22 protein-coding genes are annotated in these 23,999 nt (G+C 64.8%); 8 read left to right on the forward strand and 14 right to left on the reverse strand.

Features of this window, described 5'->3' with window-relative positions; translation table 11 throughout:
* Positions 1-142 precede the first annotated feature (142 nt).
* Entirely contained in the window at positions 143-1,159 is a 1,017-nt protein-coding gene (locus tag C7I36_RS01215; protein ID WP_181256261.1) for a LacI family DNA-binding transcriptional regulator, read from the forward strand.
* Between the two features lie 34 nt (positions 1,160-1,193).
* Here C7I36_RS01215 and C7I36_RS01220 read toward each other — a convergent pair whose 3' ends face one another.
* Both C7I36_RS01220 and glk read right to left on the reverse strand, forming a co-directional pair.
* Positions 1,194-1,523, reverse strand: a complete 330-nt coding sequence (locus C7I36_RS01220; protein WP_094040177.1) for a PTS glucose/sucrose transporter subunit IIB — start codon at positions 1,521-1,523, stop codon at positions 1,194-1,196.
* Between the two features lie 134 nt (positions 1,524-1,657).
* Entirely contained in the window at positions 1,658-2,638 is a 981-nt protein-coding gene (glk, locus tag C7I36_RS01225) for a glucokinase (RefSeq protein WP_106451923.1), read from the reverse strand.
* A 249-nt stretch (positions 2,639-2,887) separates the two neighbouring features.
* Between glk and ppnP the strand changes: the two genes are divergently transcribed.
* Entirely contained in the window at positions 2,888-3,202 is a 315-nt protein-coding gene (ppnP, locus tag C7I36_RS01230; protein WP_094039994.1) for a pyrimidine/purine nucleoside phosphorylase, read from the forward strand.
* A gap of 346 nt (positions 3,203-3,548) precedes the next feature.
* On the opposite strand, the gene C7I36_RS01235 is transcribed toward ppnP, so the two are convergent.
* From C7I36_RS01235 to C7I36_RS01265, 7 genes are all read right to left on the reverse strand, one after another.
* Entirely contained in the window at positions 3,549-4,163 is a 615-nt protein-coding gene (locus tag C7I36_RS01235) for a sugar O-acetyltransferase (RefSeq protein WP_106451924.1), read from the reverse strand.
* Between the two features lie 76 nt (positions 4,164-4,239).
* A complete protein-coding gene (locus C7I36_RS01240; protein ID WP_106451925.1) occupies positions 4,240-5,919 on the reverse strand; it encodes a glycoside hydrolase family 13 protein in 1,680 nt (559 codons plus the stop codon).
* Positions 5,920-6,182: 263 nt separating this feature from the next.
* Positions 6,183-7,844 carry a glycoside hydrolase family 13 protein gene (locus C7I36_RS01245; RefSeq protein ID WP_106451926.1) on the reverse strand — a complete coding sequence of 554 codons (1,662 nt, stop codon included), beginning with the start codon at positions 7,842-7,844 and terminating at the stop codon, positions 6,183-6,185.
* 30 nt (positions 7,845-7,874) lie between these two features.
* Entirely contained in the window at positions 7,875-8,915 is a 1,041-nt protein-coding gene (locus tag C7I36_RS01250) for an ABC transporter ATP-binding protein (RefSeq protein WP_106451927.1), read from the reverse strand.
* A gap of 313 nt (positions 8,916-9,228) precedes the next feature.
* Positions 9,229-10,590: a family 4 glycosyl hydrolase gene (locus C7I36_RS01255; protein ID WP_106451928.1), complete on the reverse strand. Its 1,362-nt coding sequence runs from the start codon at positions 10,588-10,590 to the stop codon at positions 9,229-9,231.
* Positions 10,591-10,627: 37 nt separating this feature from the next.
* On the reverse strand, positions 10,628-11,635 hold the full coding sequence (locus tag C7I36_RS01260; protein ID WP_106451929.1) for a carbohydrate ABC transporter permease: 1,008 nt from the start codon (positions 11,633-11,635) through the stop codon (positions 10,628-10,630).
* 72 nt (positions 11,636-11,707) lie between these two features.
* A complete protein-coding gene (locus tag C7I36_RS01265; protein ID WP_219899572.1) occupies positions 11,708-12,919 on the reverse strand; it encodes an ABC transporter substrate-binding protein in 1,212 nt (403 codons plus the stop codon).
* Between the two features lie 432 nt (positions 12,920-13,351).
* On the opposite strand from C7I36_RS01265, the gene C7I36_RS01270 reads away from it, so the two are divergent.
* From C7I36_RS01270 to C7I36_RS01285, 4 genes are all read left to right on the forward strand, one after another.
* Positions 13,352-14,278, forward strand: coding sequence for a LysR family transcriptional regulator (locus C7I36_RS01270; RefSeq protein ID WP_106451931.1), 927 nt, complete (start codon positions 13,352-13,354; stop codon positions 14,276-14,278).
* A gap of 60 nt (positions 14,279-14,338) precedes the next feature.
* Positions 14,339-15,235: a PQQ-dependent sugar dehydrogenase gene (locus tag C7I36_RS01275; protein ID WP_342749467.1), complete on the forward strand. Its 897-nt coding sequence runs from the start codon at positions 14,339-14,341 to the stop codon at positions 15,233-15,235.
* 83 nt (positions 15,236-15,318) lie between these two features.
* A complete protein-coding gene (locus tag C7I36_RS01280; protein ID WP_106451933.1) occupies positions 15,319-15,768 on the forward strand; it encodes a YtoQ family protein in 450 nt (149 codons plus the stop codon).
* A gap of 177 nt (positions 15,769-15,945) precedes the next feature.
* Complete coding sequence (locus tag C7I36_RS01285; protein WP_106451934.1) at positions 15,946-16,278, forward strand: rhodanese-like domain-containing protein; 333 nt, start codon at positions 15,946-15,948, stop codon at positions 16,276-16,278.
* A gap of 7 nt (positions 16,279-16,285) precedes the next feature.
* Here C7I36_RS01285 and C7I36_RS01290 read toward each other — a convergent pair whose 3' ends face one another.
* The 3 genes from C7I36_RS01290 to C7I36_RS01300 all read right to left on the reverse strand — a co-directional run bounded on the left by C7I36_RS01290 (position 16,286) and on the right by C7I36_RS01300 (position 20,313).
* Positions 16,286-18,013 (reverse strand): potassium/proton antiporter, encoded by a 1,728-nt coding sequence (locus tag C7I36_RS01290; protein WP_106451935.1) that lies wholly within the window; start codon positions 18,011-18,013, stop codon positions 16,286-16,288.
* Between the two features lie 130 nt (positions 18,014-18,143).
* On the reverse strand, positions 18,144-18,761 hold the full coding sequence (cobO, locus tag C7I36_RS01295) for a cob(I)yrinic acid a,c-diamide adenosyltransferase (protein WP_106451936.1): 618 nt from the start codon (positions 18,759-18,761) through the stop codon (positions 18,144-18,146).
* A gap of 4 nt (positions 18,762-18,765) precedes the next feature.
* Complete coding sequence (locus C7I36_RS01300; RefSeq protein WP_245879987.1) at positions 18,766-20,313, reverse strand: cobyric acid synthase; 1,548 nt, start codon at positions 20,311-20,313, stop codon at positions 18,766-18,768.
* Between the two features lie 213 nt (positions 20,314-20,526).
* On the opposite strand from C7I36_RS01300, the gene C7I36_RS01305 reads away from it, so the two are divergent.
* On the forward strand, positions 20,527-21,684 hold the full coding sequence (locus C7I36_RS01305; protein ID WP_106451938.1) for a Na/Pi symporter: 1,158 nt from the start codon (positions 20,527-20,529) through the stop codon (positions 21,682-21,684).
* Here the strand turns inward: C7I36_RS01305 and C7I36_RS01310 are convergent.
* Complete coding sequence (locus tag C7I36_RS01310; RefSeq protein ID WP_106451939.1) at positions 21,668-22,657, reverse strand: bile acid:sodium symporter family protein; 990 nt, start codon at positions 22,655-22,657, stop codon at positions 21,668-21,670. The genes C7I36_RS01305 and C7I36_RS01310 overlap by 17 nt on opposite strands.
* A 74-nt stretch (positions 22,658-22,731) precedes the next feature.
* Here C7I36_RS01310 and C7I36_RS01315 point away from each other — a divergent pair, with 74 nt between their 5' ends.
* Entirely contained in the window at positions 22,732-23,529 is a 798-nt protein-coding gene (locus C7I36_RS01315) for an AraC family transcriptional regulator (RefSeq protein ID WP_106451940.1), read from the forward strand.
* Here the strand turns inward: C7I36_RS01315 and C7I36_RS01320 are convergent.
* Positions 23,526-23,978 carry an Lrp/AsnC family transcriptional regulator gene (locus C7I36_RS01320; RefSeq protein WP_106451941.1) on the reverse strand — a complete coding sequence of 151 codons (453 nt, stop codon included), beginning with the start codon at positions 23,976-23,978 and terminating at the stop codon, positions 23,526-23,528. The two genes, C7I36_RS01315 and C7I36_RS01320, sit on opposite strands and share 4 nt — an antisense overlap.
* Positions 23,979-23,999: the final 21 nt, after the last annotated feature.

Here is a 23,999-nt window from a genome sequence, read left to right on the forward strand (position 1 = left end):
AGCCGCAATTTCCGATGCAAAATCTGTGACTCATCCCGCCTTTTGGTTGATCAATCCCGGTGAAATGGCGATATTGTGCTGTTTTTACCGGGCCGGCAACGGCATACTTAATTGAAACGCTTACAATATGAGGAGAGCAGCGGTGGTGACGTTAAAGGATCTGGCTGAGCATCTGGGACTGTCGCAGGCGACGGTGAGCCGGGCCCTGAACGGCTATCCCGAGGTCAATGAAAAGACCCGCCGTCGGGTACTCGAGGCGTCCAAGCAGCTCAACTATCTGCCCAACCTGGGTGCCCGCAAGCTGGCTACCGGCAAGTCCGGCATGGTGGGCATAGTGCTCAAGTCCTGCGACGAGCTGGTGCAGGCCCCGGAATACGTGCGGATGATCGCCCAGATCAGCCGCCACCTGGGCGATGCGGGCTACGATCTGCTGATCAACTCGGCCCGCCAGGGCAACGCGCTGGACTCGTTCAAGCGCTTCGTGGCCGGCCGGGCGGTGGACGGCCTGATCCTCAACACACCGGAAGTGGATGATGAACGGGTCGCCTTCCTGCAGGAGCAGGGCTTTCCCTTCGTGATGCACGGGCGTACCGCCGGCGAGGTCAGCTATCCCTACTACGATATCGATAACTACGATGCCCTGGTGCAGGCGAGCCGCTTCCTGCTCGATCTTGGCCACCGGCGCATCGCCCTGCTGACCGGACCGGCCCGGCAGGCTTTCGCCCTGGAACGGGTCCGCGCCTTCCGCGATACCCTCGCCCAGGAGGGACTGGCGGCGGAACTCATCGCCTTCGACGACAGCAGCGAAGAGGCCGGCTACCATCATGCCCGTTTGTGGCTCGGTGGCGAGGCCCCTACCGCCATCATCTGCGCTTCGGCTCCCCAGGCCCAGGGGGTCTATCGGGCCGCCGGGGAACTGGGTATTACCATCGGCAGGGAGCTGTCGGTGATCGCCCACGACGACGTGGTGTCCTTGCCGCGTACCGAGCATTTCGATCCGCCACTCACGGTGACCCGCTCCTCTTTTATGGATGCCTGCCAGCCCCTGGCCGAGATGATGGTAGCCCTGCTCGACGGCGCCGAACCCCGCTCGCTGCAGCAGGTGGCGCCGGTGGAGTTGATCGTGCGCCGCTCCTGCGGGCCCTGTCCCCGCCCCTGAGTCCGGCACCGGCGCGGCAGCGCGCCGATCGGGCTTAGTCCCGGTTGCCGAACAGCCGCCGGGTCAGTCCTTTCAGCCTCCCCCGCTCCTTGCCCTGTTCGAGCCGGCCGGCCTCGACCAGGGCCTGGTACAGGGCCTGGCTGTTGTCCGGCCCCACCACCAGCTGGTAGGCCTTGTGCTGTCCGAGCACGCTCCCTTCGATCACCGCCACCACCGGCGCCAACCGCTCGATACGCTCCTTGTCGAAGCGGGTTTCATCATGGAGATCCACCCGCAGCCGGGTGGCGCAGTGGGAAAGCCGGGCCAGGTTATCGGCCCCGCCCAGGGCGGCGAGCAGTTCGGTGACGACGCTGTGATGGTTCATGGCAGTTACCTCGATAGGTCGTGAAGATAAAAATTAAAGCGCTTTAAGTTAATATTCTATCCGATGTCGACGAGGGTACAAGCGGTGTGTGGAAAATTCATGCCGGGCCGGTGTCTACACCCGGCCCGAGGGTATCAGGAAGCGGTGGCGTCGAGACGGAACCCCAACTGCTGGCGCAGATAGGCCCCCGCCCCCAGCAGCCCCGGATGCGGATGGGTAATGAGGAAAACGGGAATGGCGGCCAGGTAGCCGCTGAAGCGGCCCTTGTCCTCGAACGCCGCCCGGAAGCCGGAGTCGCGGAAAAAGTCGAGGAAGCGCGGCACTATGCCGCCGGCGAGATAGACGCCGCCGAAGGTGCCCAGGTTCAGCGCCAGGTTGCCACCGAAGCGTCCCATCAGCTCACAGAACAGGGCCAGGGTCCGCTGACACAGCGCGCAGTCGCCGCCGAGGGCGCGCTCGGTGATCTGCCCGGGCGCCAGCGCCTCGGGCGCCCGGCCCGCCAGCTCGGCCAGGGCCTGGTAAAGGTTGACCAGGCCCTGGCCGGAGAGTAGCCGTTCCGCCGACACATGGGCCCAGCGCCGGCGCAGTACCCGCAGCAGCGCCTCTTCTTCGGCGTTGCCCGGAGCCAGGTCGACGTGTCCGCCCTCGCCGGGCAGGCTGAGCCAGGTATCGCCGCAGGGCACCAGGTGGGCCACCCCCAGGCCGGTGCCGGCGCCGTACACCGCCACCGGGTGGCCGGGCCGGATCTCCCCGCCCCCGATCTGGCAGCGGTCTTCCGGCGCCAGCGCCGGTATCGCCATGGACACGGCGGTAAAGTCGTTGATCACCTCGAGCCGCGCCAGCCCCAGGCCGGCCTGCATGGCCGCGATGGAAAAGCGCCAGCTGTGGTTGGTCATCACCACCTGGTCCCCCTGCACCGGGCAGGCGATGGCGATGCAGGCCTCGGCCACCGTCACCCCCTGCTCGGCCAGATACTGCCGGATCACCGGCTCCAGGCCGGGGGAATCGGCAGTGGGATAGCTGCGGATGGCGGACAGGACGCCCGTGGCCCGCTCACAGAGGGCCAGGCGGGCATTGGTGCCGCCCACGTCGCCCACCAGGATATATTGGCTCATCGTCGTTACTCGCTTGATTAAAGGAAGTGGTTTGGCGGGCCGGCCCCGCTCGGACTGGGGCCAGCATAAAAAGGGTAATGCCACAAATGAAATCGATTTTATTGCTGGCAATATAGGTTTTCTCTATGTCGCAAGGCAGAAATCTTCCCCCAGAGCGGGCGATGCCTTGCGGCATAAAAATTCCGTTTACGCCGCCGGCCTTTGTGCTATAACCAGAGGCCGTTTTTTCGCACTCATACAGGAAGTATCATGTCTCAATTCGACAACGTTACCGTGATCAAGAAGGCCAATGTCTACGACGGCGGCAAGGTGACCAGCCGGGTGGTCAAATTCGCCGACGGCAGCCGCAAGACCCTCGGCATCATGCTGCCAGGCGAGTACACCTTCGACACTGCCGCCGCCGAGCTGATGGAAATCCTCGACGGCGAGCTGGAGGTCCAGCTGCCGGGCAGCGACGACTGGCAGGCCATCAAGGGCGGCGAGTCCTTCAATGTACCCGCCAACGCCATCTTCAAGCTCAAGGTCCACAGCCTGGTGGACTACTGCTGCTCCTACTTCGATTAAGCCCGATCCCGGGGCCTTGGTCCCGGGACTCGTCTGTGCCGCGAAGGCCATATAGTTTAAAAATCAAGCTAAAGTGGCAGTGCTACCCTGCCACTTTAGCCGGTAGGAAAGCACCGCCGTTTGCAGATGTGCGCCTTGCTGGTAGAGCGCAGGCGGCCCGCCTGCATTCCCGCGCAGTGGGAAACCTCGGACTGGCCTACCACACCACAGCTTTAAAAAGGCTTGATGCAGAACAGGCATCACGGGTTGGGCTGTGCCTTCGCCCACCTCGGTGCCACTATTCATGCGGGCGGGCCGCCCGCGCCCCAAGAATCCTCCCTGCCTAAGTTTTAAACTGCTCGGTGCTCTAGGCTTCCTCCGTCTCCGCTCGATATTCCTCGCGCAGTTGCTGCCAATATTGCCGGTCTTCCTCGGTGATCGGTCTGATGATCCGGCAGGGGTTGCCGGCGGCCACCACGTCGTCGGGGATGTCTTTGGTCACCACCGAGCCCGAACCTATCACCACCCGGTTGCCGATACGCACCCCCGGGTTGATCACCGTGTTGCCGCCCACCCAGACGTCGTCGCCGATGCTCACCGGGCGGCCACACTCGAGCTCGGCGCGTACCCCGGCGTCAATGGGATGGCTGGCGGTGTAAACGCAAACCCGGGGCCCAAACAGCACCCGCTCGCCGATGCGGACGCGGCACACGTCGAGGATGATGCAGTCGAAGTTGGCGTAGAAACCCTCGCCGACCTGGATGTTGCCGCCGTAGTCACAGCGAAAGGGCGGCTCTATGTAGAGCCGCTCGCCGGTGGCGGCGAACAGCTCCTTCAGCAGCGCCAGCCGCTCCTCCTGCTGCTCTTCGGTGGTGGCGTTGAACAGCCGGGTCAGCCGCCGCGAACGATGGCAATCGGCCTTGAGCTCCGGCCCTTGGGCCACATAGAGTTTTCCCGCCAGCATGCGTGCCTTTTGGTTCATTTTTCCTCCGGATTCGATTTGAATTTCAATTGGTCATGATACGCCAGGGGCGGACCGGATGCCCGCCCCATGACGCTCAGTCCAGCCGGTATACCCGGGCCTCGAAGGGGCGCAGGGTCTCCTCCGTTTCCGTGGCCGGCGGATAGTTGGCCAGTTGCGGCGTCAGGCCCCGTACCGGTGCTTCCAGGGCGCCGAACGCCGCCGGCTCGCCGCTCAGGTTGACCAGCACCAGCCAGCGATCCTCTCCCAGGGTACGGCTATAGGCGTAGACCTGCGGATGCTCCGCCAGCAACAGTTGGTAACGGCCGTAGATCAGCGCCGGAGAGTCCTTGCGCAGGCGGATAAGCCGGCGGTAAAAGCCGAGCACCGAGTCCGGGTCGCCTTGCTGGGCGGCCACGTTGATGGTATCAAAGTTGGGATTGACCTTGAGCCAGGGCTGGCCGGTGGTAAAGCCCGCCTGGGGGCCGGCGTCCCACTGCATGGGCGTGCGCGAGTTGTCCCGCCCGGTGCGGGACAGCAGCGCCAGTATGTCGGATTCGGCCCAGCCCTGGCGCTGCAGTTCGGCATACTGATTTTTGGCGGCCACGTCGTTGAAATCGTCGATGCTATCGAAAACCGTGTTGGTCATGCCGATTTCCTGGCCCTGGTAGATAAAGGGCGTGCCCTGCATCAGGAAGTACATGGCGGCGATGGCGGTGGCGCTTTCCCGCCAGTAGCCCCGGGTATCCCCCCACTTGGAGACGATGCGCGGGATATCGTGGTTCTCCACGTAGAGCGCGTTCCAGCCCCGGCCCTCCAACACGGTCTGCCAACGGCTGAAAATGGTCTTGAGGGCATTGACGTCCAGCGGCTCGCTGTTGCTGCTTTCCCACAGCTTGACGTGCTCAAACTGGAAGATCATATTGAGCCGCCCGTTCTCCTCGCCCAGCCACTCGAGGGCTTGCTCCGCCGACACCCCGTTGGCCTCGCCCACCGTCATGATGTCGTAATGGCGAAAGGTGTTGCGGCACATGTCATCCACATAGTCGAGCAGGCCTTCAACGTTGAGGTGGCCGTCGAAGGAAGGCACGCAGCGCAGCCCTTGCGGGTTGGGCAGATCGGGCAGCCCCGGCACTTTCTTCATGTGGCTGATGGCGTCGATGCGAAAGCCGTCGATGCCCTTGTCCAGCCACCAGCGCATCATGTCGTACACCGCGTCGCGTACCTCGGGGTTTTCCCAGTTCAGATCCGGCTGGCGGCTCGAGAACAGGTGCAGGAAATACTGGCCGGTCTGTTCGTCGCGCCGCCAGGCCGGCCCCTTGAAGATGCTCTCCCAGTTGTTGGGCTCGGCGCCGTTTTTGCCGTCGCGCCACACATACCAGTCGCGCTTGGGATTGTCTTTGGAGGAGCGGGACTCGATAAACCAGGGGTGCTCGTCGCTGGTATGGTTGACCACCAGGTCGAGGATGAGTTTCATGCCCCGGTCATGCACCTCGGCCAGCAGCCGGTCGAAGTCGGCCAGGGTGCCGAATTCGTCCATGATGTCCTGGTAGTCGCTGATGTCGTAGCCGTTGTCGTCGTTGGGCGACTTGTACATGGGGCAGAGCCAGATTACGTCCACCCCCAGCTCTTTCAGGTAGTCCAGCTTGATGATGATGCCGTTCAGATCGCCGATACCGTCGCCGTTGGCGTCCATAAAGCTGCGCGGGTAGATCTGGTAGGCAACGGCTTCTTTCCACCAGCTGCGCTGCAGCCGGCCGCTTGTTGTGGTAGTCATGGCATTGTCCTTGTAATCAGGGGCGGCACCGCGCCGCCGGGATAGAAAATCGGTCTGTGTTGAGCCTTGATGGAGTGCGAACGCTCGGCCAAAGGGCACTACCCAGCCGACACGCTGTGAATACCTCCCTGTACGCTCTCTGTTTCATCCCTGAAACAGAAGGTCGGCTGAGCAGCACCCTTTGTCCTCCTCCATGCACCGGTGGCGCTGCTGGCAACACCAGCAGACGGCGGCGAGGCTTGAAAGAGGCAACAGGGATCGCCTCAGCCGGCCGCCTCGTCCAGCAGCACCATAAAGGCCTCATAGGGCTGCAGCTCCAGCTCGCCGCGCCAGTGGTCGCGGGGGGCGTAGTTGCTGATCAGCACCTCTCCCGGCTGCTGCTGCAGTCCGGCGGGCAGGGTCAGGCTGGCGCGGCCGGCGAAGAAGTTGCACAGCACCAGCAGCAGTTGGTCGCCGAGCCGGCGCTGGTAGGCGAACACCCGCGGGTGCTCGCTCAGCAGCGGCTGGTAGTCGCCGTACACCAGCACCGGATGGGCCTTGCGCAGGCGGATCAGCCGCTGGTAGTGGTAGAAGACGGAGTCCGGATCGTCCAGGGCGGCGGCCACGTTGATCCGGTCGTGGTTGGGGTTGACCTCGATCCAGGGCGTGCCCCGGGTAAAGCCGGCGTTGGCCTCGCCGCTCCACTGCATGGGGGTGCGGGCGTTGTCCCGGCCGTTGGCATGAATGCCGGCCAGCATCTGCTCATGGGGCACGCCGGCGGCGGTGCGCTCCCGGTACAGGTTGAGGCTCTCGATGTCCCGGTACTGGTCGATGCACTCGAAGCGCACATTGGTCATGCCGATCTCCTCGCCCTGGTAGACATAGGGCGTACCCTTGAGGCCGTGCAGGACGGTGGCCAGCATCTTGGCGGACTCGACCCGGTAGCGCCCCGGGTCGCCGAACTTGGACACCGCCCGGGGCAGGTCGTGGTTGTTCCAGAACAGGGAGTTCCAGCCGCTGTCGGCCAGGCCCAGTTGCCACTTGTCGGTGATGGCCTTGAACGCCGCCAGGCAGAAGGGCCGGCTGCGCCACTTGCCTTCGTCGTCGTCCCAGGTCTGGGTGATGTGCTCGAACTGGAACACCATGGACAGCTCTTCCCGCGCCGGCTCCGAGTAGAGCCTTGCTATCTCGGGGGTGGCGCTCCAGGTTTCGCCCACGGTGAGCAGGTCGCGCCCGCCGAAGGTGGCCCTGTTCATCTCCTGCAGCAGCGGGTGCAGGCGGGCGCCGTTGGTCATGATCTGGGCGTCCACCTCCTTGCCGATAAGATCGATCACGTCCATGCGAAAGCCGCCGATGCCCTTGTCCAGCCACCAGTTCATCATCTTGTACACCTCGGCCTGCACCCGGGGGTTTTCCCAGTTCAGATCCGGCTGCTTGCGCGAGAACTGGTGGAAGTAGTACTCGCCGGTCGCCGCGTCGTATTCCCAGCCGCTGCCGCCGAAGTAGGAGCGGAAGTCGTTGGGCGGGCCGCCGTCCGCCGCCGGTTGGCGCCAGATGTAGAAGTCCCGGTAGGGGTTGTCGGTGGAGCGGCGCGCCTCGATAAACCAGGGGTGCTCGTCGCTGGTGTGGTTGACCACCAGATCCATCAGGATGCGGATATCGCGCTTGCCCGCCTCGGCGATCAACTGCTCCATCTCGGCCAGGGTGCCGAACTCGGGGGCGATGTCCTGATAGTCGGAAATATCGTAGCCGTTGTCGTCCATCGGCGAACTGAACACCGGCGACAGCCAGATGACGTTGACGCCGAGCCGCTGCAGGTAGTCGAGCCGCTGGATGATGCCCGCCAGATCGCCGATGCCGTCGCCGTTGGCGTCCATAAAGCTGCGCGGGTAGATCTGGTAGACCACGGCGTCGTGCCACCATTTTTTGTCTGTTGCTGGGTTCATGTGCGGTTCCGTCTCAAAAAGTAAAAGCAATCAATGCTGGGCGCTGGGCAGCAGGCGGCGGAAGGCCCGGCCCTCGCGGTCGAACAGGTAGCAGCAGGCCGCCGGCAGGCGGATGCCGACCAGGGCGCCCGCCGCTATGGGCGAACGCTCGGCGTTGCGCACCACCCAGGGCTCGCCGGCGTTGCCGTTGTCGAGGTAGAGGTAGGTCTCGTTGCCCATGTGCTCGACGAACATCACCTCCCCCTGGTACTCGCACTCGGCTTGCTCGCCCCATTGGACGTGCTCGGGGCGGATACCGAGGTTGACGCTCTGGCCTTCGGCCTCGGCCGGGGTGGCGATGGGCAGCAGCAGTTCCTTGCCGTTGTCGAGCTCGACCAGGCTCTGCTCGGCCCCGGCACGCTTGAGGATGGCGGGGATCAGGTTCATCTTGGGCGAGCCGATGAACTGGGCCACGAATTCGTTGGCCGGGTGGTCGTAGAGCTCGAGCGGGGTGCCCACCTGCTCGATGTTGCCCTTGTTCAGCACCACGATGCGGTCGGCCAGGGTCATGGCCTCTACCTGGTCGTGGGTCACGTAGATGATGGTGGAGCCCAGCCGCTGGTGCAGGGTGGCGATTTCCATGCGCATCTGCACCCGCAGCGAGGCGTCCAGGTTGGACAGCGGCTCGTCGAACAGGAACAGCTTGGGCTTGCGCTCCAAGAGGTGCTCAAGCTGCAGGATACGGGCCGAGTCGCGCACCTTTTGGTCTATCTCCTGCTTGGGGTGCCCGGCCAGCTCCAGAGCAAAGGCCATGTTCTGGTACACGCTCATGTGCGGGTAGAGGGCGTAGGACTGGAACACCATGCCGATGCCGCGCTCGGCGGGGGTGTCGTCGTTGACGTACTGGCCGTCGATATACATGCTGCCGCCGCTTATCTCCTCCAGCCCCGCTATCATCCTGAGCAGGGTGGACTTGCCGCAGCCCGAGGGCCCGACGAACACCACGAACTCGCCGCTGTTGATCTGCAAGTCCAGCGACTTGATCACCTCGGCCGCCTTGCCGTAGCGTTTTTCCAGTGTTAATTGCGCCATGTTGTTACATCCTGTTTTTGAGACGGCCATCGGTATCTCACCGGGATTACGCTGTCGTCATGACCGCGCAGGCACCCAATACCGTCGACCCAAGGTTTTTGCCCGGTGTAGCATGAAGCTCTCTAAAAGTCGGCCAAAGGGCCCACTCCGCCGGCACGCCGTAAACCCATCCCTGGGGGCTCCGCCGCGCCCTCCCTGGCGCGGAGGGCCGGCGGAGCGGTTCCCTTTGTCCGCCAATCCGGTATCCGTGTTGCCTGTTTAAGCCAGTCTGAAGATTCATCATCAAGCCAAGGCGGGAAACCCCGCCCCTGCCTTACTTGAGGTAATCCAGATAGGGCCGCTGGCGGTCGATCATCAGGTCGACCATTTCCGGGATACGGCGGCACTTGTCGTTGACCGAATCCACCAAGAGCGCCTGGATCACCAGATCCCGCGAGCCCTGCAGCACCGCCTCGGCGGTAAGGTCGTGCACCGCCACCTGGTTGCAGAGCAGCCCCGCCACCCCGGCCGGCATGTCCAGCCGGATGCCGTGCACGCCCTTGCGGTCGATGATGGCCGGCACTTCCACCGCCATGAACTCGGGCAACTGGCGGATAAAGCCCCGGTTGGGGATGTTGACCGCCCCTTCCTCGTAGCCGGCGTCGGTGAGCATGCCTTCCATGATCGGCACCACCCGCTCCTTGAGCTTGAGCTCGATCACCGGCTCCACCTGGCCCAGGTAGTTGCGGTAGAAGGTGTAGAAGTCGAGGATGCCGCGGTGGTCGCTCACCTCATGGGCCCAGCGGATGTACTCGCCGAAGTGGCTGTCGCCGGTGATGGGCAGGTGGTGGAACTTCTCGAGAATTTCCCGGAACAGGGTGCGATCCGCCCAGGGGTAGGCGCTGTCGGCGCCGCCCAGGGCATCGCGCTCGGTGCTGCCCTCGGTGTCCACCAGCTTGCCGTGGGTGCGGGTGTATTCCAGGATGTCGCTGTAGCCCGGCAGTTTTTCGAAATAGCCCGGCGCCTTGGCGCGGATGTCGGCGTAGGCGTCCTTGCCGCTGTCCCGGTAGCTGGCCTCGAGCAGCACGCTGAAGTGGTTGAGGCCGCCGGCGCGCAGTACCAGGTTGCTGAAGGGGGTGTCCAGCATTTCCGGCAGGTAGCGCTCCAGGGAGGCGATTTCGTGGCACATGCCGACGAAGTTGAGCCCGGGAAAGCGGCGGTGCACCGTGGTGCAGATCCGGCTCATGGGGTTGGAGTAGTTGAAGGTCCAGGCATCGGGGCAGATGTCGGCGATATCGGCGCAGATCTCCAGGATCGGCGGTATGATGCGCAGGGAGTGGAACAGGCCGCCGGGACCGCCGTTCTCGCCGTAGACCTGCGGTATGCCGTACTGCAGCGGGATCTGCCAGTCCTGATCCCAAAGCGCGAAGCGGTCGCCCACCTCGATGGAGATGATCACGAAGTCGGCGCCCCGGAGCGCGGCCTTGCGGTCCACGGTGGCGCTGAGGGTGAAGGGCAGGTCCCGGGCGGCGAGAAAGTCGCGGGCGGTCTGCTCGGTGACCGCCAGGGCGCGGGGGTTGATGTCGTGCAGCACGATTTCGCTGCCGGCCAGGGTGGCGCTCTGGAAGATGTCCCCCAGGGTGCCGTAGCCGAACTGGGCGCTGCCGGCGCCGATCAGGACGATTTTGGTAGCCATTCGTTTTCTCCTTGTTCAGACACTGTTGTTAAGTGGATCAACCCTTGACCGCACCGCTGGTCAGGCCGCTGACGATGCGTTTCTGGAAAATCAGTACCAGCACGATGATCGGCAGCGTCACCACCACCGAGGCGGCCATGATGCTGCCCCAGGGCAGTTCGTACTGGGAGGCGCCCTGGAACATGCCGATGGCCACCGGCACGGTGCGCTTGCCGCTCGAGATCACGAAGGTGAGCGCGAACATGAACTCGTTCCAGGCGCCGATAAAGGCCAGCAGGCCGGTGGTGACCAGCGAGGGCCCCATGATGGGCGCGAAGATGCGGGTGATGATCACCCAGGCGTTGGCGCCGTCGACCCGGGCCGCCTCGTACAGGTCCTTGGGGATCAGCTGCAGCGCGGCCAGCAGCATCAGCGCCATAAAGGGGGTGGTCTTCCACACGTCCGCCATCACCACCGCCCACATCGACAGCGACGGGCTGGCTATCCAGGCCAGGGGCTGGTCGATCAGGCCGACGCGCAGCAGCAGATCGTTCACCACCCCGAACTGGTCGTGGAACATCCAGCCCCACATCTTGGCGGTGACGATGGTGGGGATGGCCCAAGGCACCAGTATGGCGGTGCGCACCAGGCCCTGGCCGCGGAAGGTCTGGTTCATCAGCAGCGCCAGCAGCATGCCCAGCACCAGTTCGAGCGACACCGACACCCCGGTGAACCAGAGGGTGTTGCCCACCGCCTGCCACCACAGGGGATCGGCCAGCACGCCGTAGGCGCCGCTGTCGGTCAGCTCCAGGTAGTTGGCCAGGCCGACGAAGTTGTATTCGTGCGGCGCGTCCAGGGCGGCATCGGTCAGGCTGTAGAACAGGGTGCGCAACAGCGGCCAGCCGGCCACCGCCGCCAGCAATATCATCGCCGGGGCGACCAACACCCAGGCGACGCGGGCGCGCCGCTGCTGGTGGTTGAGCTTGCGCCGCCCCGCCAGGCCGGGCGCCTTTGCCGTCGCCTTGGCGCGCTGCGCCGGGGTCAGGGTCTTGGTGTAGTGATCCATGGATTACTCCGTGTCATTCAGATCGGCAGGGGAAAGAAAGGCCGCCCGCAATGGGCGGCCAAGGGCACGGACCTAGCGCCAATCTTTCCCCTTGATGCGCTCCAGCCGGCTCTGCAGATCCGCCACCGCCTGTTCGCCGCTGCTGCGCCCGCTCAGCACGTTGTAGGTGGCGTTGTAGATGGCGTTGGACACCCGGGCGTACTGGCCCCTGGTCTGGGTGGCCGGGCGCGGCCGGGCATTGGCGAAGATGTCCCTGAATTCGGCGAGGTAGGGCGCCATGGCCAGCACCTCCGGATCCTCGTACAGCGCCACGCGCGAAGGGGCGACCCCGACCAGTTGCAGCGCCTTCTTCTGGGCCTCGGCGTCGCTCACGATTTTCAGCAAAGCCACCGCCGCCTCGGGGTTCTTGCTGTAGGCGCTTACCGACCACTGCCAGCCGCCCAGGGCGGCCACCGACTCGCCGCCGGCCCCGCTCGGCAGCGGCATCATCCCCACCTTGCCCTTGACCGGGCTGTTGTCGGCCTGGGCCAGCACATAGGCGTAGGGCCAGTTGCGCATAAACAGGGCGCCACCGTTCTGGAACACGGCGCAGGCCTCTTCCTCCATGTAGCCGAGGGCGCCCTGGGGCGCGATGGTGCCGACCCAGCCGGCGGCCATGTCCAGGGCCCGGGCGGCGCGGGCATTGTCGATGGTGACCTGGCCGTCGCCGTCCACGAAGTCGCCGCCGCCATGGGAGGCCACCCATTCCAGGGCGTTGCAGGTCAGGCCCTCGTAGGATTTGCCCTGGAACACCAGGCCCCAGAAGTTGCGCTGGCCGGCGGCCCGCTCCCCTTCCTGGATGCGGGTGGCGATGCGGGTCAGCTCCTCCCAGCTGGCGGGCGGCTGCTCGCCGTATTTTTCCAGCAGATCCTGGCGGTAATAGAGGGCGCCGGCGTCGAGGAAGGCCGGCACCGCCTTGACCCGGCCGTTGACGATGTTGTTCTGCCAGGCCCCGGGGAAGAAGTCGGCTTCGAGCTCCGCCACCTGCTCGGTCAGATCCAGGGTATGGCGGTCGAGCAGGCCCACCCAAACTGTATCGGCCAGGAACAGATCCACGGCGTCGGCGTCGCGGGCGGCGAACAGCTGCTGGAACAGGCCCAGTTTCTCGTCGGAGGAGGGAGGAAACTCGATAGATTCCAGGGTGTGGCCGGTCTGCGTCTCGAAGCGATCCTTCACATAGTCGCAAAACTCCTTGCCGGCGCCGGTGGGGGCGCATTCCATGCGCAGGGTATCGGCCTTGGCCACATTCAGGGATGGGCCACCAGGGCCGCCACCATGCTGAGCGTACGTACTTTCATCTTGACCTCTCGTCTTCCTGATTGGAGGGATAAGGGATGGCGTTAACCATCCGTTAACTTTAGCTGTGTCCATCCTAGGGGAAACGAAGGAATAAAAAGAAATGCTTTATTTCACACACAATATAGAAAGTATCTATATCTCAAACCACCCGGGTGATCCGTTTCACAGTTCTGGCCCCCTGCCGTCCACGGCCAGGTGCGGATCTGTGATCGCACCGCAAAAAATCCTGCCCCTGGTCTTGGTCCCTGCCCCGACGCCGGACATCATCATTACCCGAAGCTATGTTTTTAAAGCGCTTTGGCTCGAAACGTTGACAAAAATGGCCAGACTTTTAAGCTCTGCGATAGAAAACTTCTATAGAACAGACAAGGACGTATCATGGACAAGCTGTTGCGCCAGTTTATCGAGGTAGCCACCTTCAAGAACGTCAGCCATGCGGCCAACCGGCTGTGCCTGAGCCAGCCGACCCTGACCCACAACATGAAGAAGCTGGAAGACAACCTGGGGGTACAGCTGCTGGTGCGCAGCTCGAGCGGCGTGACCCTCACCGAATACGGCGAGTTGCTGCTGGAGCAGGCGCGGATGATGCAGCGCATCTACGACAACACCCTGATCCGGATGGATCTGCTCAAGGAGCGCCAGGAGCGCAGCCTGAAGATAGGCAGCGGGCACGCCTGGTGGCACATGTTCCTGCGGGAAACCTTCGAGGCCCACCGCCACCAGTACCCCACCGCCAATGTCCATATCGATCTGGGCAACCACCTGCGGCTGATGGATTTATTGCTGAGCGGCGATATCGACCTCTTTATCGGCCATGAAATCCAGGGGCTCAACCCCAAGGCCGGGGTCAGCTTCCTGCCGCTGCTGAGTTCGACCGATACCTGCTATGCGCGCACCGGCCATCCGCTGCGCAGGCGTACCGTCGGCCAGGAAGAGCTGTTGGCCTACCCCCACGTCGAACTCACCCCCGACGAACCCCGTTACCAGCATGTGATGGAGGACATGCAGGCCAAGCGCCGGGAGCGGCTGCAACTGCACATGACCGAGCGGGTGGTCTATTCCACCAACTCCGTCGCCACCGCCGTGGACATGCTGGCCGCCACCAACGGCATCATGGTGTTCCCCAGTTGCATGCAGGACTACTTCGCCCGCTTCGAGGTGCTCCCGCTCAGGCTGAAAGAGCCCCTGCGCAAGGGCATAGTGGGCATTTACCTGATGCGGGAAAAAGGGGAAGACCCGCACATCACCCAGGTGATCGAGCTGATGCGCCGGCATATGGAGCAAAACCGCCATCTGCTGGAATAATGAGGGGCCATTCCGGCCCCTTGGCTTATTTGTCTTCGGCCACCAACCGCTCCAGGCCGCCTGCCACCACCAGTTGCTGATAGAGCGGCCTGGCCTTGCCCGGCCCCAGCACCAGCTGGTGCTCGCCGGCGGCCCCCGCTTGTCGACAACCGCCGGCTCTATTTCAGCTACAGCCAGCCCGGCCGGGGCGGCGCCGGTACGGCGGTGGCAAGGGCGCGGCTCGAAGGAGACCGGCTGCTGGATCTGGAGGTGCTGTTCGAGCAGCACCCCAGGACCTCGGGGGGCGGTCATTTCGGCTCCCGCCTGGTGTTCGACCGCGACGGCTACCTGTTCATCACCACCGGCGATCGCTTCCACTCCCGCAAACAGGCCCAGCAACTCGACAGCCACCTGGGCAAGATCCTCCGCCTGCACGACGACGGCCGGGTACCCGCCGACAACCCCTTCGTCGGCCAGGCCGGCGCCCTGCCCGAGATCTGGAGCTACGGTCACCGCAATGTGCAGGGCGCCGCCCTCCACCCCGGCACCGGCGTGCTCTGGACCCAGGAGCACGGTCCCCGGGGCGGTGACGAGGTCAACATTATCAAGAAAGGTGCCAATTACGGCTGGCCCCTGGCGACCTTCGGCGAGGAATACGGCGGCGGCCGCATCGGTCCCCCTTCCCTGCCCGGTATGGAAGATCCGGTCTGGGTCTGGGTGCCCTCCATCGCCCCTTCCGGCATGATGTTCTATACCGGCGACCTGTTCCCCCAATGGCGGAACCAGCTGTTCCTGGGCGCCCTGGCCGGACAGCGGCTGGTACGGCTGGAGCTGGACGGCGACGAGGTGGTACAGGAGCACCACCTGCTGCGTGGCCAGGCCCGGCTGCGTACCGTCACCCAGGCCGCCGACGGCGGCATCTACCTGCTCACCGACGAACCCAACGGCAAGCTGCTGAAGCTGGTGCCGGCACAATAGGCTGATTTCTCGATTGAATTGCGTTACCCTTTAAAAGTTGTACTTAGTTTTTATTATTTTTGTGAACAATAAAGGGATGCAATATGAGTCAGAAAACATGGAACATCTACCTGTCCGGCGAGATCCACACCGACTGGCGCGAGCGCATCATAGAGGGTGCCAGGGCCAGGGACCTGGCGGTGACGTTCAGCTCGGCGGTCACCGATCACGATGCCAGCGACCTGGTGGGCGTGAACATCCTGGGCAGCGAGGAAGATCCCTTCTGGCGGGACCGCAAGGCCTCCGGCATCAACAGCATCCGCACCGCCACCCACATCAAAAACGCCGATCTGGTGGTGGTGCGCTTCGGACCCAAGTACAAGCAGTGGAACGCCGCCTTCGACGCCGGTTTTGCCGTCGCCCTGGGCAAACCCATCATCACCCTGCACGATGCCGAGCACGACCACGCCCTGAAGGAAGTGGACGAAGCGGCCAAGGCCACCTGCCGCCATCCGGAACAGGTGGTGGATATCCTGGCCTACCTGCTGTCCTGAAGCCGGCGCGTCACCGCACCGGGCGGTGACGCGCACTCAGTTCCATTTAACAACAACGCCCGGGGCAAGCCTTGGGATTTGGTATGCCGGTTTCTGTCGGTGTTTGCCCGTTGGGCCGGGATGGCGCAGGGGGTTCTGTTTTACACTGCGAAGGTGTACCCATGCAGGATGTAAAACATGAAAAACGGGATCATCGCGCTGCTGCTGGGCCTTAGCTCGCTGTCCTGGGCCGCGGCGCCGGTATGGATAGACGTGCGCAGCACCGAGGAATACCGGCAGGAACACCTGCCCGACGCCGTGCTCATTCCCCATACCCGCATCGCCCGGGGCGTTACCGAGCTCTACCCGGATAGGGACACTCCCCTCAACCTCTACTGCCGCAGCGGCCACCGCTCGCGCCTGGCCCGGGAAGCGCTGCAGGCGCTGGGCTATCGCAATGTGACCGACCACGGCCCCCTGGACTCACTCAAGGCCGCAGGCCTGGAAACCCGCCGCTCGGACGGCCTCTAGCCCGGGCTCAGGGCTTGTCCAGCTCGTGTTCGCGCAGGCCCACCCTGAGCACCCGGTCGCCGTCCACGTCCGCCACCGTCCACACCATGTCGTAGCGAATGAAATGATCCCCCACCACGGGATGGCCGCTGGAGTGCGCCAGCATAAAATCCCCCAGGCTCAGCTGGGCCTCGCTCTCGTCCACGTCCACCCCGTACATCAGGGCCACGTCCTGCATGCGGGCCTCGGCGTCCAAGATAAAGTCGCCGAAGAAGGCCCGCGCCTTCTCCCGTGCCGCATCCAGATCGCCACCGAACATGTTGTTCAGGGTTTTCAGGTGGTTGCTGCGGCCAATCACGCACAGGGTATCGTTCAGCGCCAGTCGGGTACTGCCCGAGGCCGGCAGCAGGTTTTCACCCCGGAATACCGCCGCCACCCGGCAGTGGGGCGGAAAGGTGAGCTGGCGTACCACCAGGCCATCGAGGGATTCGCTGTCCACCTGGTAGAGGAACATCTCGAAGTCGTCCTCCTGGAAAATGCCCAGCATGGAGCGGCGCTTGGGCGCCGGCTCGGGCGGCACTTCCACGTCCAGCAGCCGCGCCATTTGCGGCAGGGTCGAGCCCTGCACCAGCAGCGAAATCAGCACCACGAAAAAGGCCACGTTAAACAGCACATCCCCCTCGGGGATCCCCGCCATCAGCGGGAAGATGGCCAGAACGATGGGCACGGCGCCGCGCAGCCCCACCCAGGAGATAAAGCCGAGCTCGCGCACATTGAAACGGAAAAAGGGCAGCAGCGAGGCCAGCACCGCCAGCGGCCGGGCAATAAAGATAAGCGCCAGGGCAATCAGGCTGGCGGGGATGACCATGGCCCACATGTCGGCGGGCGAAATCAGCAGCCCCAGCACCAGGAACAATCCGATCTGGCTGAGCCAGGCCAGGCCATCGAATACCGGCAAGATGGCTTCCATATGGCGCAGCCGGGCATTGCCCAGCACCAGGCCGGCCAGGTAGACCGCCAGAAAGCCGCTGCCCGCCAGGGAGGCGGTAAGCGAAAACAGCACCAGCCCGAACCCGGTCACCAGTATGGGATACAGGCCGGCGGCCAGCTCCACCCGCTTGATCAACTGCACCAGCACAACGCCGCCCAGCAGGCCGGCCAGGGCCCCCACCCCGAACTGGGTCAGCAGGAACAGCAGGGCATCGCCGGTGCCGTCCATTTCGCCGGTGATCAGCGCAATCAGGGTCAGGGTCAGGAAAATGGCCATGGGATCGTTGGTGCCCGACTCGATTTCGAGCGAGGCCCCCACCCGCTGGTTGAGGTGCATGCCCTTGCCGCCCAGCAGCGAAAACACCGCCGCCGCGTCGGTGGAGCCCACTATGGCGCCCAGCAGCAGGCCGTGCAGCCAGCTCAGTTCAAGGATATAGACGGCGATAAGACCGGTAACGCCGCTGGTGATCACCACGCCCAGGGTGGCCAGGCTCAGGGCCGGTCGCAGGCCCACGCGAAAGGTTTCCATGCGGGTTCGCATGCCGCCGTCCAGCAGGATCACCGCCAGTGCCAGGTTGCCTACCGTGTAGGCCAGGGAATAACTCTCGAACTGGATGCCGCCCGGCCCGCTTTCGCCGGCCAGCATGCCGATAACCAGGAAAATCAACAGAATGGGAATGCCCGAGCGGGCCGACAACAAGGTGGCGAGCACACTCAGGCAGAGCAGGGCCCCGGTGAGCAAAAACAGGTGTTCGATATTGGTCAACAAAGATCTTCCGGCAGGGTATTGGGTGGCCTATTTATACCACATTCGCCCCCTCAGGATAAAAGTGAATTTTTAATTGAAAATAAAAAATACTTATTCACTTTCAATCCCATACCAGGGTGGCGCCCGCTCAGTAATCGAATCCCGGCTGGGCCTTGATGCCGGCCTCGAAGGCGTGCTTGACCGGCTGCACTTCGCTCACCGTGTCCGCCAGCTCGATAAGGGCCCGGTGGCAGGCGCGGCCGGTGATCACCACGTGCTGGTGGGCGGGACGGTTTCTCAGGGCGGTCAGCACCCGCTCCAGCTCCAGGTAGTGGTAGCTGACCATATAGGTCAGTTCGTCCAGCAGCACCAGATCGATGGCCGGGTCGGCCAGCAGCCGCTCGGCGTCGGCCCAGGTCTGCTCGGCGGCGGCCATGTCCTGCTCCTTGTTCTGGGTTTCCCAGGTGAAGCCGGTGCGCATCACGAAAAAGGGCACCCCCGCCGGCTCCAGCAGGTTGCGCTCGCCGCACTCCCAGGCTCCCTTGATAAACTGCACCACCGCCGCCCGCTTGCCGTGGCCCACCGCCCGCGCCACGGTGCCGAAGCCGGCGGTGCTCTTGCCCTTGCCGTTGCCGGTCAGCACCAGCAGCACGCCCCGCTCCTCGGTGGCGGCGGCTATTTTGGCGTCCACCTTTTCCTTCAGCCGCTGCTGGCGCTCCCGGTGGCGTTGGGCCTTGGTCTGCTCGCGGTCGTCTTGTTCACTCATGTCATTATCCTTGTTGTATCGAAGCCAGTAGCAGCTCCAGGTTGAGGTGTTGTTCCAGGGTATCCGCCAGCCGCTCCAGGCTCTGCTCGCGCAGGGCGTCCCGGTCCGGGGCCTGCCGGCCGCTCTGGATGCCGGCCCAGGCCAGCAGCCGATCGCAGGCCTCAGGGTGGTCGAACAGGCCGTGCAGATAGGTGCCGAGCACCTGGCCATCGTCCGACAGCAGGCCGTCCGCCGCCGTCTCGCCCCCGGCGCGGACCAGCTCGAAGGGCCGCTCGCCCGGCGCCAGCAGCCGGCTTTCGCCGCAGTGGATTTCATAGCCCCGCAGCGGGGCCCGGCCGCCCGCCAGTTGCAGGGTGCCGGTAACGTTGCGCAGCTGTTTGTGATCTTTTAGCTCGGTATCCAGCGGCAGATAACCCAGGCCCCGGCTTTCGCCGGCCTCGCCTTCGAAACCCAGCGGATCCCTTATCCGCTGGCCCAGCATCTGGTAGCCGCCGCAGATGCCGAGCACCTTGCCGCCGTAGCGCAGGTGGCGCGCCAGGGCCTGGTCCCAGCCCTGGCGGCGCAGCCAGGCCAGATCGGCGCGCACCGCCTTGCTGCCGGGCAATATGATGAGATCCGCCGGCGGCAGCCGGCCGGGCGCCTCGCTGCTGTGCACCAGGGTCAGCTCCACCCCCGGATGCGCCCCCAGGGGCTCGAGGTCGGTGTGGTTGCTGATGCGCGGTGGCACCAGGGCCAGCACCCGCAGCGGCTCGGACTCAAGGCTTCGGCTGGCGGTGCGCATGATGGCGTCTTCGGCGTCCAGCCTGAGATCGGTGAGATAGGGCAGCACCCCCAGCACCGGCTTGCCGGTAAGCCGCTCCAGCATGGTCAGGCCATCCTGCAGCAGGCGGAGGTCGCCGCGAAAGCGGTTGATCACAAAGCCCTTGATGCGCCCCTGCTCGGATTCGCTCAGCAGCGCCAGGGTGCCCACCAGCTGGGCGAAGACCCCGCCCTTGTCGATGTCCGCCACCAGTATCACCGGGCAGTCCACCTCCTCGGCAAAACCCATGTTGGCGATATCGCCCTGGCGCAGGTTGATCTCCGCCGGGCTGCCCGCCCCTTCCACCAGCACCAGCTGGTGCTGGCCGCACAGCCGCCGGTAGGAATCGAGGATGGCGGCGAAGAGCCGCGCCTTGTTGTTGTTGAGGCTGTCGGGGCCGAACAGCTCGCTCGCTTCCACCGAAGACAGCGCCCGCCCCTGCAGTATCACCTGGGCGCGGGTGTCGCTCTCGGGCTTGAGCAGCAACGGGTTGAAGTCGATCTGCGGCGCCAGTAGACAGGCCGCCGCCTGCAGCGCCTGGGAGCGGCCGATTTCGCCGCCGTCGACGGTAACGGCGCTGTTCAGCGCCATGTTCTGGGGCTTGAACGGCGCCACCCTGATGCCGCGGCGGGCGAACAGCCGGCCCAGCCCCGCCACCAGGGTGGTCTTGCCGGCGTCCGAGGCGGTGCCCTGCACCATCAGGGTTAGGGCCCGGCCGTCCGGCCCGGGAGGTAAAGAAAAAGGGTCAGGCATAGGTCTTCCCTGGGTGATAACAGTCACTGGCACCTTTAGGACCAGGCCCTGTGGCGGTAACGCCGGCCCGGATTGTACCGGCGCCCGGGGCGGGCTGACAAACCCGGCGCACGGTCGGGCTGTCATGCAACAGTCACAAAAATGTCGCATTGTAATAAAACAGTCATATTCCCTCGGCATAGTGCCGCCCATCAACGCCGACGAGGATGCCTGATGACCCCCGAATCCACCGCTCTTCCCCAGCCCGCCGCCCTGTCCCTGCCGCGCTGGCTGTCCTGGCTGCTGGTTGCCCTGCTGGTCTATGTGTTGCTGGCCGCCGTGGGCGCCATCGGCGATGGCTTCAAGGCCGCCACCGGCAGCAACGCCAAGGAATTGTTCGCCTTTGCCTCCAATCCGGTTATCGCCCTGATCATCGGGGTGGTGGCCACGGCGCTGATCCAGAGCTCCAGCACCGTCACCTCCATCATTGTCGGCATGGTCGCCGGCGGCCTGCCCGTGGCCATCGCCATTCCCATGGTGATGGGCGCCAATATCGGCACCTCCCTGACCAGCACCCTGGTGAGCCTGGGCCACATCCGCAATGGCGAGGAATTCCGCCGTGCCTTTTCCGCCGCCACCATCCACGACAGCTTCAATATCCTGGCGGTGGCCATATTGCTGCCCCTGGAGCTGCTGTTCCGCCCCCTGGCCACCAGCTCCGAGTGGCTCGCCGGCCTGCTGGTGAGCGATGCCAGCGTCAGCATGAGCAACCTCAACTTTATGAAAACCCTGCTGGCGCCGGCGGGCGAGGTGCTGGGCGCCGCCACCGGCTGGCTGCCGGGGGTCTGGTCCGGCGTGGCGCTGATCCTGCTCGGCATCGGCCTTATCCTGATGGTGGTCACCCAGATTGGCCGCATCCTGCGCACCCTGCTGGTGGGCCGGGCCATGAGCATACTGCACGCCGCCGTAGGCCGGGGCCCGGCGTCCGGCATGGCCTCGGGCACCCTGATCACCGTGCTGGTGCAGTCCTCCTCCACCACCACCTCGCTGATCGTGCCCCTGGCCGGCACCGGTGTGTTCTCTCTCAAGCAGGTATACGCCTTTACCCTGGGCAGCAACGTGGGCACCACCATCACCGCCCTGCTGGCCGCCACCGCCATTACCGGCGCCTCCGCCCTGGTGGCGCTGCAGATTGCCCTGGTGCACCTGCTGTTCAACCTGTTCGCCATCGTGCTGATCTACATGCTGCCCTTCCTACGCCAGCTGCCGGTGCGCATGGCCGAAACCCTGGCCATCCTGGCCCAGCGCAACAAGGGCTATGTGGTGGCCTATATCGGCGGCGTCTTCTTCGCCCTGCCGCTGGCCATGGTGGGCGTCAGCCAGCTGTTCTGAGCGGCGCCCGCCGGGCATAGCGCTGGGCCAGCACGGCGCACACCATCAGCTGGATCTGGTGGAACAGCATCAGCGGCAACAGCATGGGGCCCAGCATGGAGCCCGCAAACAGCACCTTGGCCATGGGCACGCCCGTGGCCATGCTTTTTTTGGAGCCGCCAAACACAATGGTGATTTGATCCGCCCGGCCAAAGCCCAGCCGCCGCCCCAGCCAGGCGGTCAGCCCCAGCACCAGGGCCAGCAGCAGGGCGCAGGCCAGCGTCAGCCGCGCCAGCTGTCCCGGCGACACTGTGCCCCACAACCCCTCCACCACCGAGGCGCTGAAGGCGGTATACACCACCAGCAGGATGGAGCCCTGATCCACCCGGGACAACAGGGCCCGGTGGCGATCGACCCAGGCGCCGATCCGGGGCCGCAACAGGTGGCCCGCCACAAAGGGCAGCAGCAGTTGCAGGCTGATGGCGCCGATGGCCTCCAGGGTCGAGCCGGCGGCGGCGTCCGCCTGTACCTGCAGCAGCAGCCCCACCAGCAGCGGCGTCAGCAGTATGCCGATCAGGCTGGATGCCGAGGCGCTGCACACCGCCGCCGGCACATTGCCTCCCGCCAGGGAGGTAAAGGCGATGGCCGACTGCACCGTGCCCGGCAGCACGCACAAAAACAGCACGCCCAGGTAGAGCGGCTCGCCCAGCAGCGGCAGCAGCAGCGGCCTGAGCGTCAGCCCCAGCAGCGGAAACAGCACAAAAGTGCAGCCGAACACCAGCAGGTGCAGCCGCCAGTGGGTGACGCCGTCGATAATGGCCCGGCGCGACAGTTTGGCGCCGTGCATAAAAAACAGCAGGGCGATGGCCGCGGTGGTCAGGCCCTCGAAGAACAGGGCGCCAAGTCCCCGGGCCGGCAGCAGGCTGGCGGCGGCCACCACCGCCAGCAGGGTCAGGGTGAAGTTGTCGAACAGTAAACGCAGATAGCCAAGCATGTCCTTATCCCGGTTGAGTCTGGAAGCGGTCTACTATAGCCTGAAGGACAACCAGACTTTGTCGGCAAAAAGAGATGGATTGTCGCCCAACGGACATACCCCCGGACCCGCTGCAGGCCCTGGCCCGGCTGCGCCGCCTGCCCCGCCCCGTGCTGGGCCAGGCCCTGTCCCTGCCCAACCAGGCCATCGACCGGCCCCACCGCCATCCCTGGATACAGCTTTCCTACGCCGAATGCGGCGTGATCACGGTGGACACGGCCGGGGCCCGTTACCTGGCGCCGCCCAGCCGGGCGGTGTGGATACCGCCGGGACTGACCCATGCGGTGCAGATTGCGCCCGGCACCCGTATCCGCAGCCTCTATATCGAGGCCGATGCCCTGCCGGCACGGGCCTGCCAGGTGGTCGAGATCAGCCCCCTGCTGCGGGAGCTGATCCTGGCCTTCGGCGGTTTGGCGGTGGAATACGACGAGACCGGCGCCGAAGGCCGGCTGGTGCGGGTATTGCTCGACCAATTGGCCGGGGCGTCCGCCTGCGACCTGGTGCTGCCCTGGCCCCGGGATCCCCGGCTGCAGCCCCTGTGCCGGCAACTGGCGGCACAGCCCGACTGCCCCCTGCCGCTCGGGCATTTCAGCGCCCGCCTGGGGTTGGGCGAAAAAACCCTGAGCCGCGCCTTTCTGGCCGACACCGGCATGAGCTTTCGCCAGTGGCGCCAGCGCTGCCGGCTGCTGGCCGCCCTGCCCCTGCTGGAGCGGGGCGAACGCATCACCGACGTGGCCCTGGCCTGCGGTTATGACAGCCTGTCCGCCTTTATCGCCGCCTTCCGGGCATGGCTCGGCCACACTCCCGGGGAACATGTGCGGGCGCGGCGCTAGAGCGGCAGCGCCGTACTGTACTTGATCTGCTCCATGGCGAAGCTGGAGGTGATATCCGACAGCCCCTCGGTGCTGGTGATCAGCTTCTTGTAGAAGCGGTCGTAGGCATTGATGTCGGCCACCACCACCCGCAGCATATAGTCCCAGTCGCCGGACATGCGATAAAACTCCACCACCTCCTCGAAGGCGGTCACCGTCTCGGCAAAGCTGGCCAGCCAGCGGCTGTCGTGGCGCTGGGTCTTGATCTGCACGAACACCGACAGCCCGAGTCCCAGCCGCTCGCCGTCGAGCAGCGCCACCCGGGCGCGGATATAGCCCTCCTCCTCCAACCGCTTGACCCGCTTCCAGCAGGGCGTGGTGGACAGATTCACCGCCTCCGCCAGATCCTTCAGCGCCAGGGTGGCGTCCTGCTGCAACAGGGCCAGGATGTGCCTGTCGAAACTATCCATCCTAATAAACCTTCAATATGG

This window comes from Zobellella taiwanensis (assembly GCF_003012795.1).
Lineage (GTDB): Bacteria > Pseudomonadota > Gammaproteobacteria > Enterobacterales > Aeromonadaceae > Oceanimonas > Oceanimonas taiwanensis.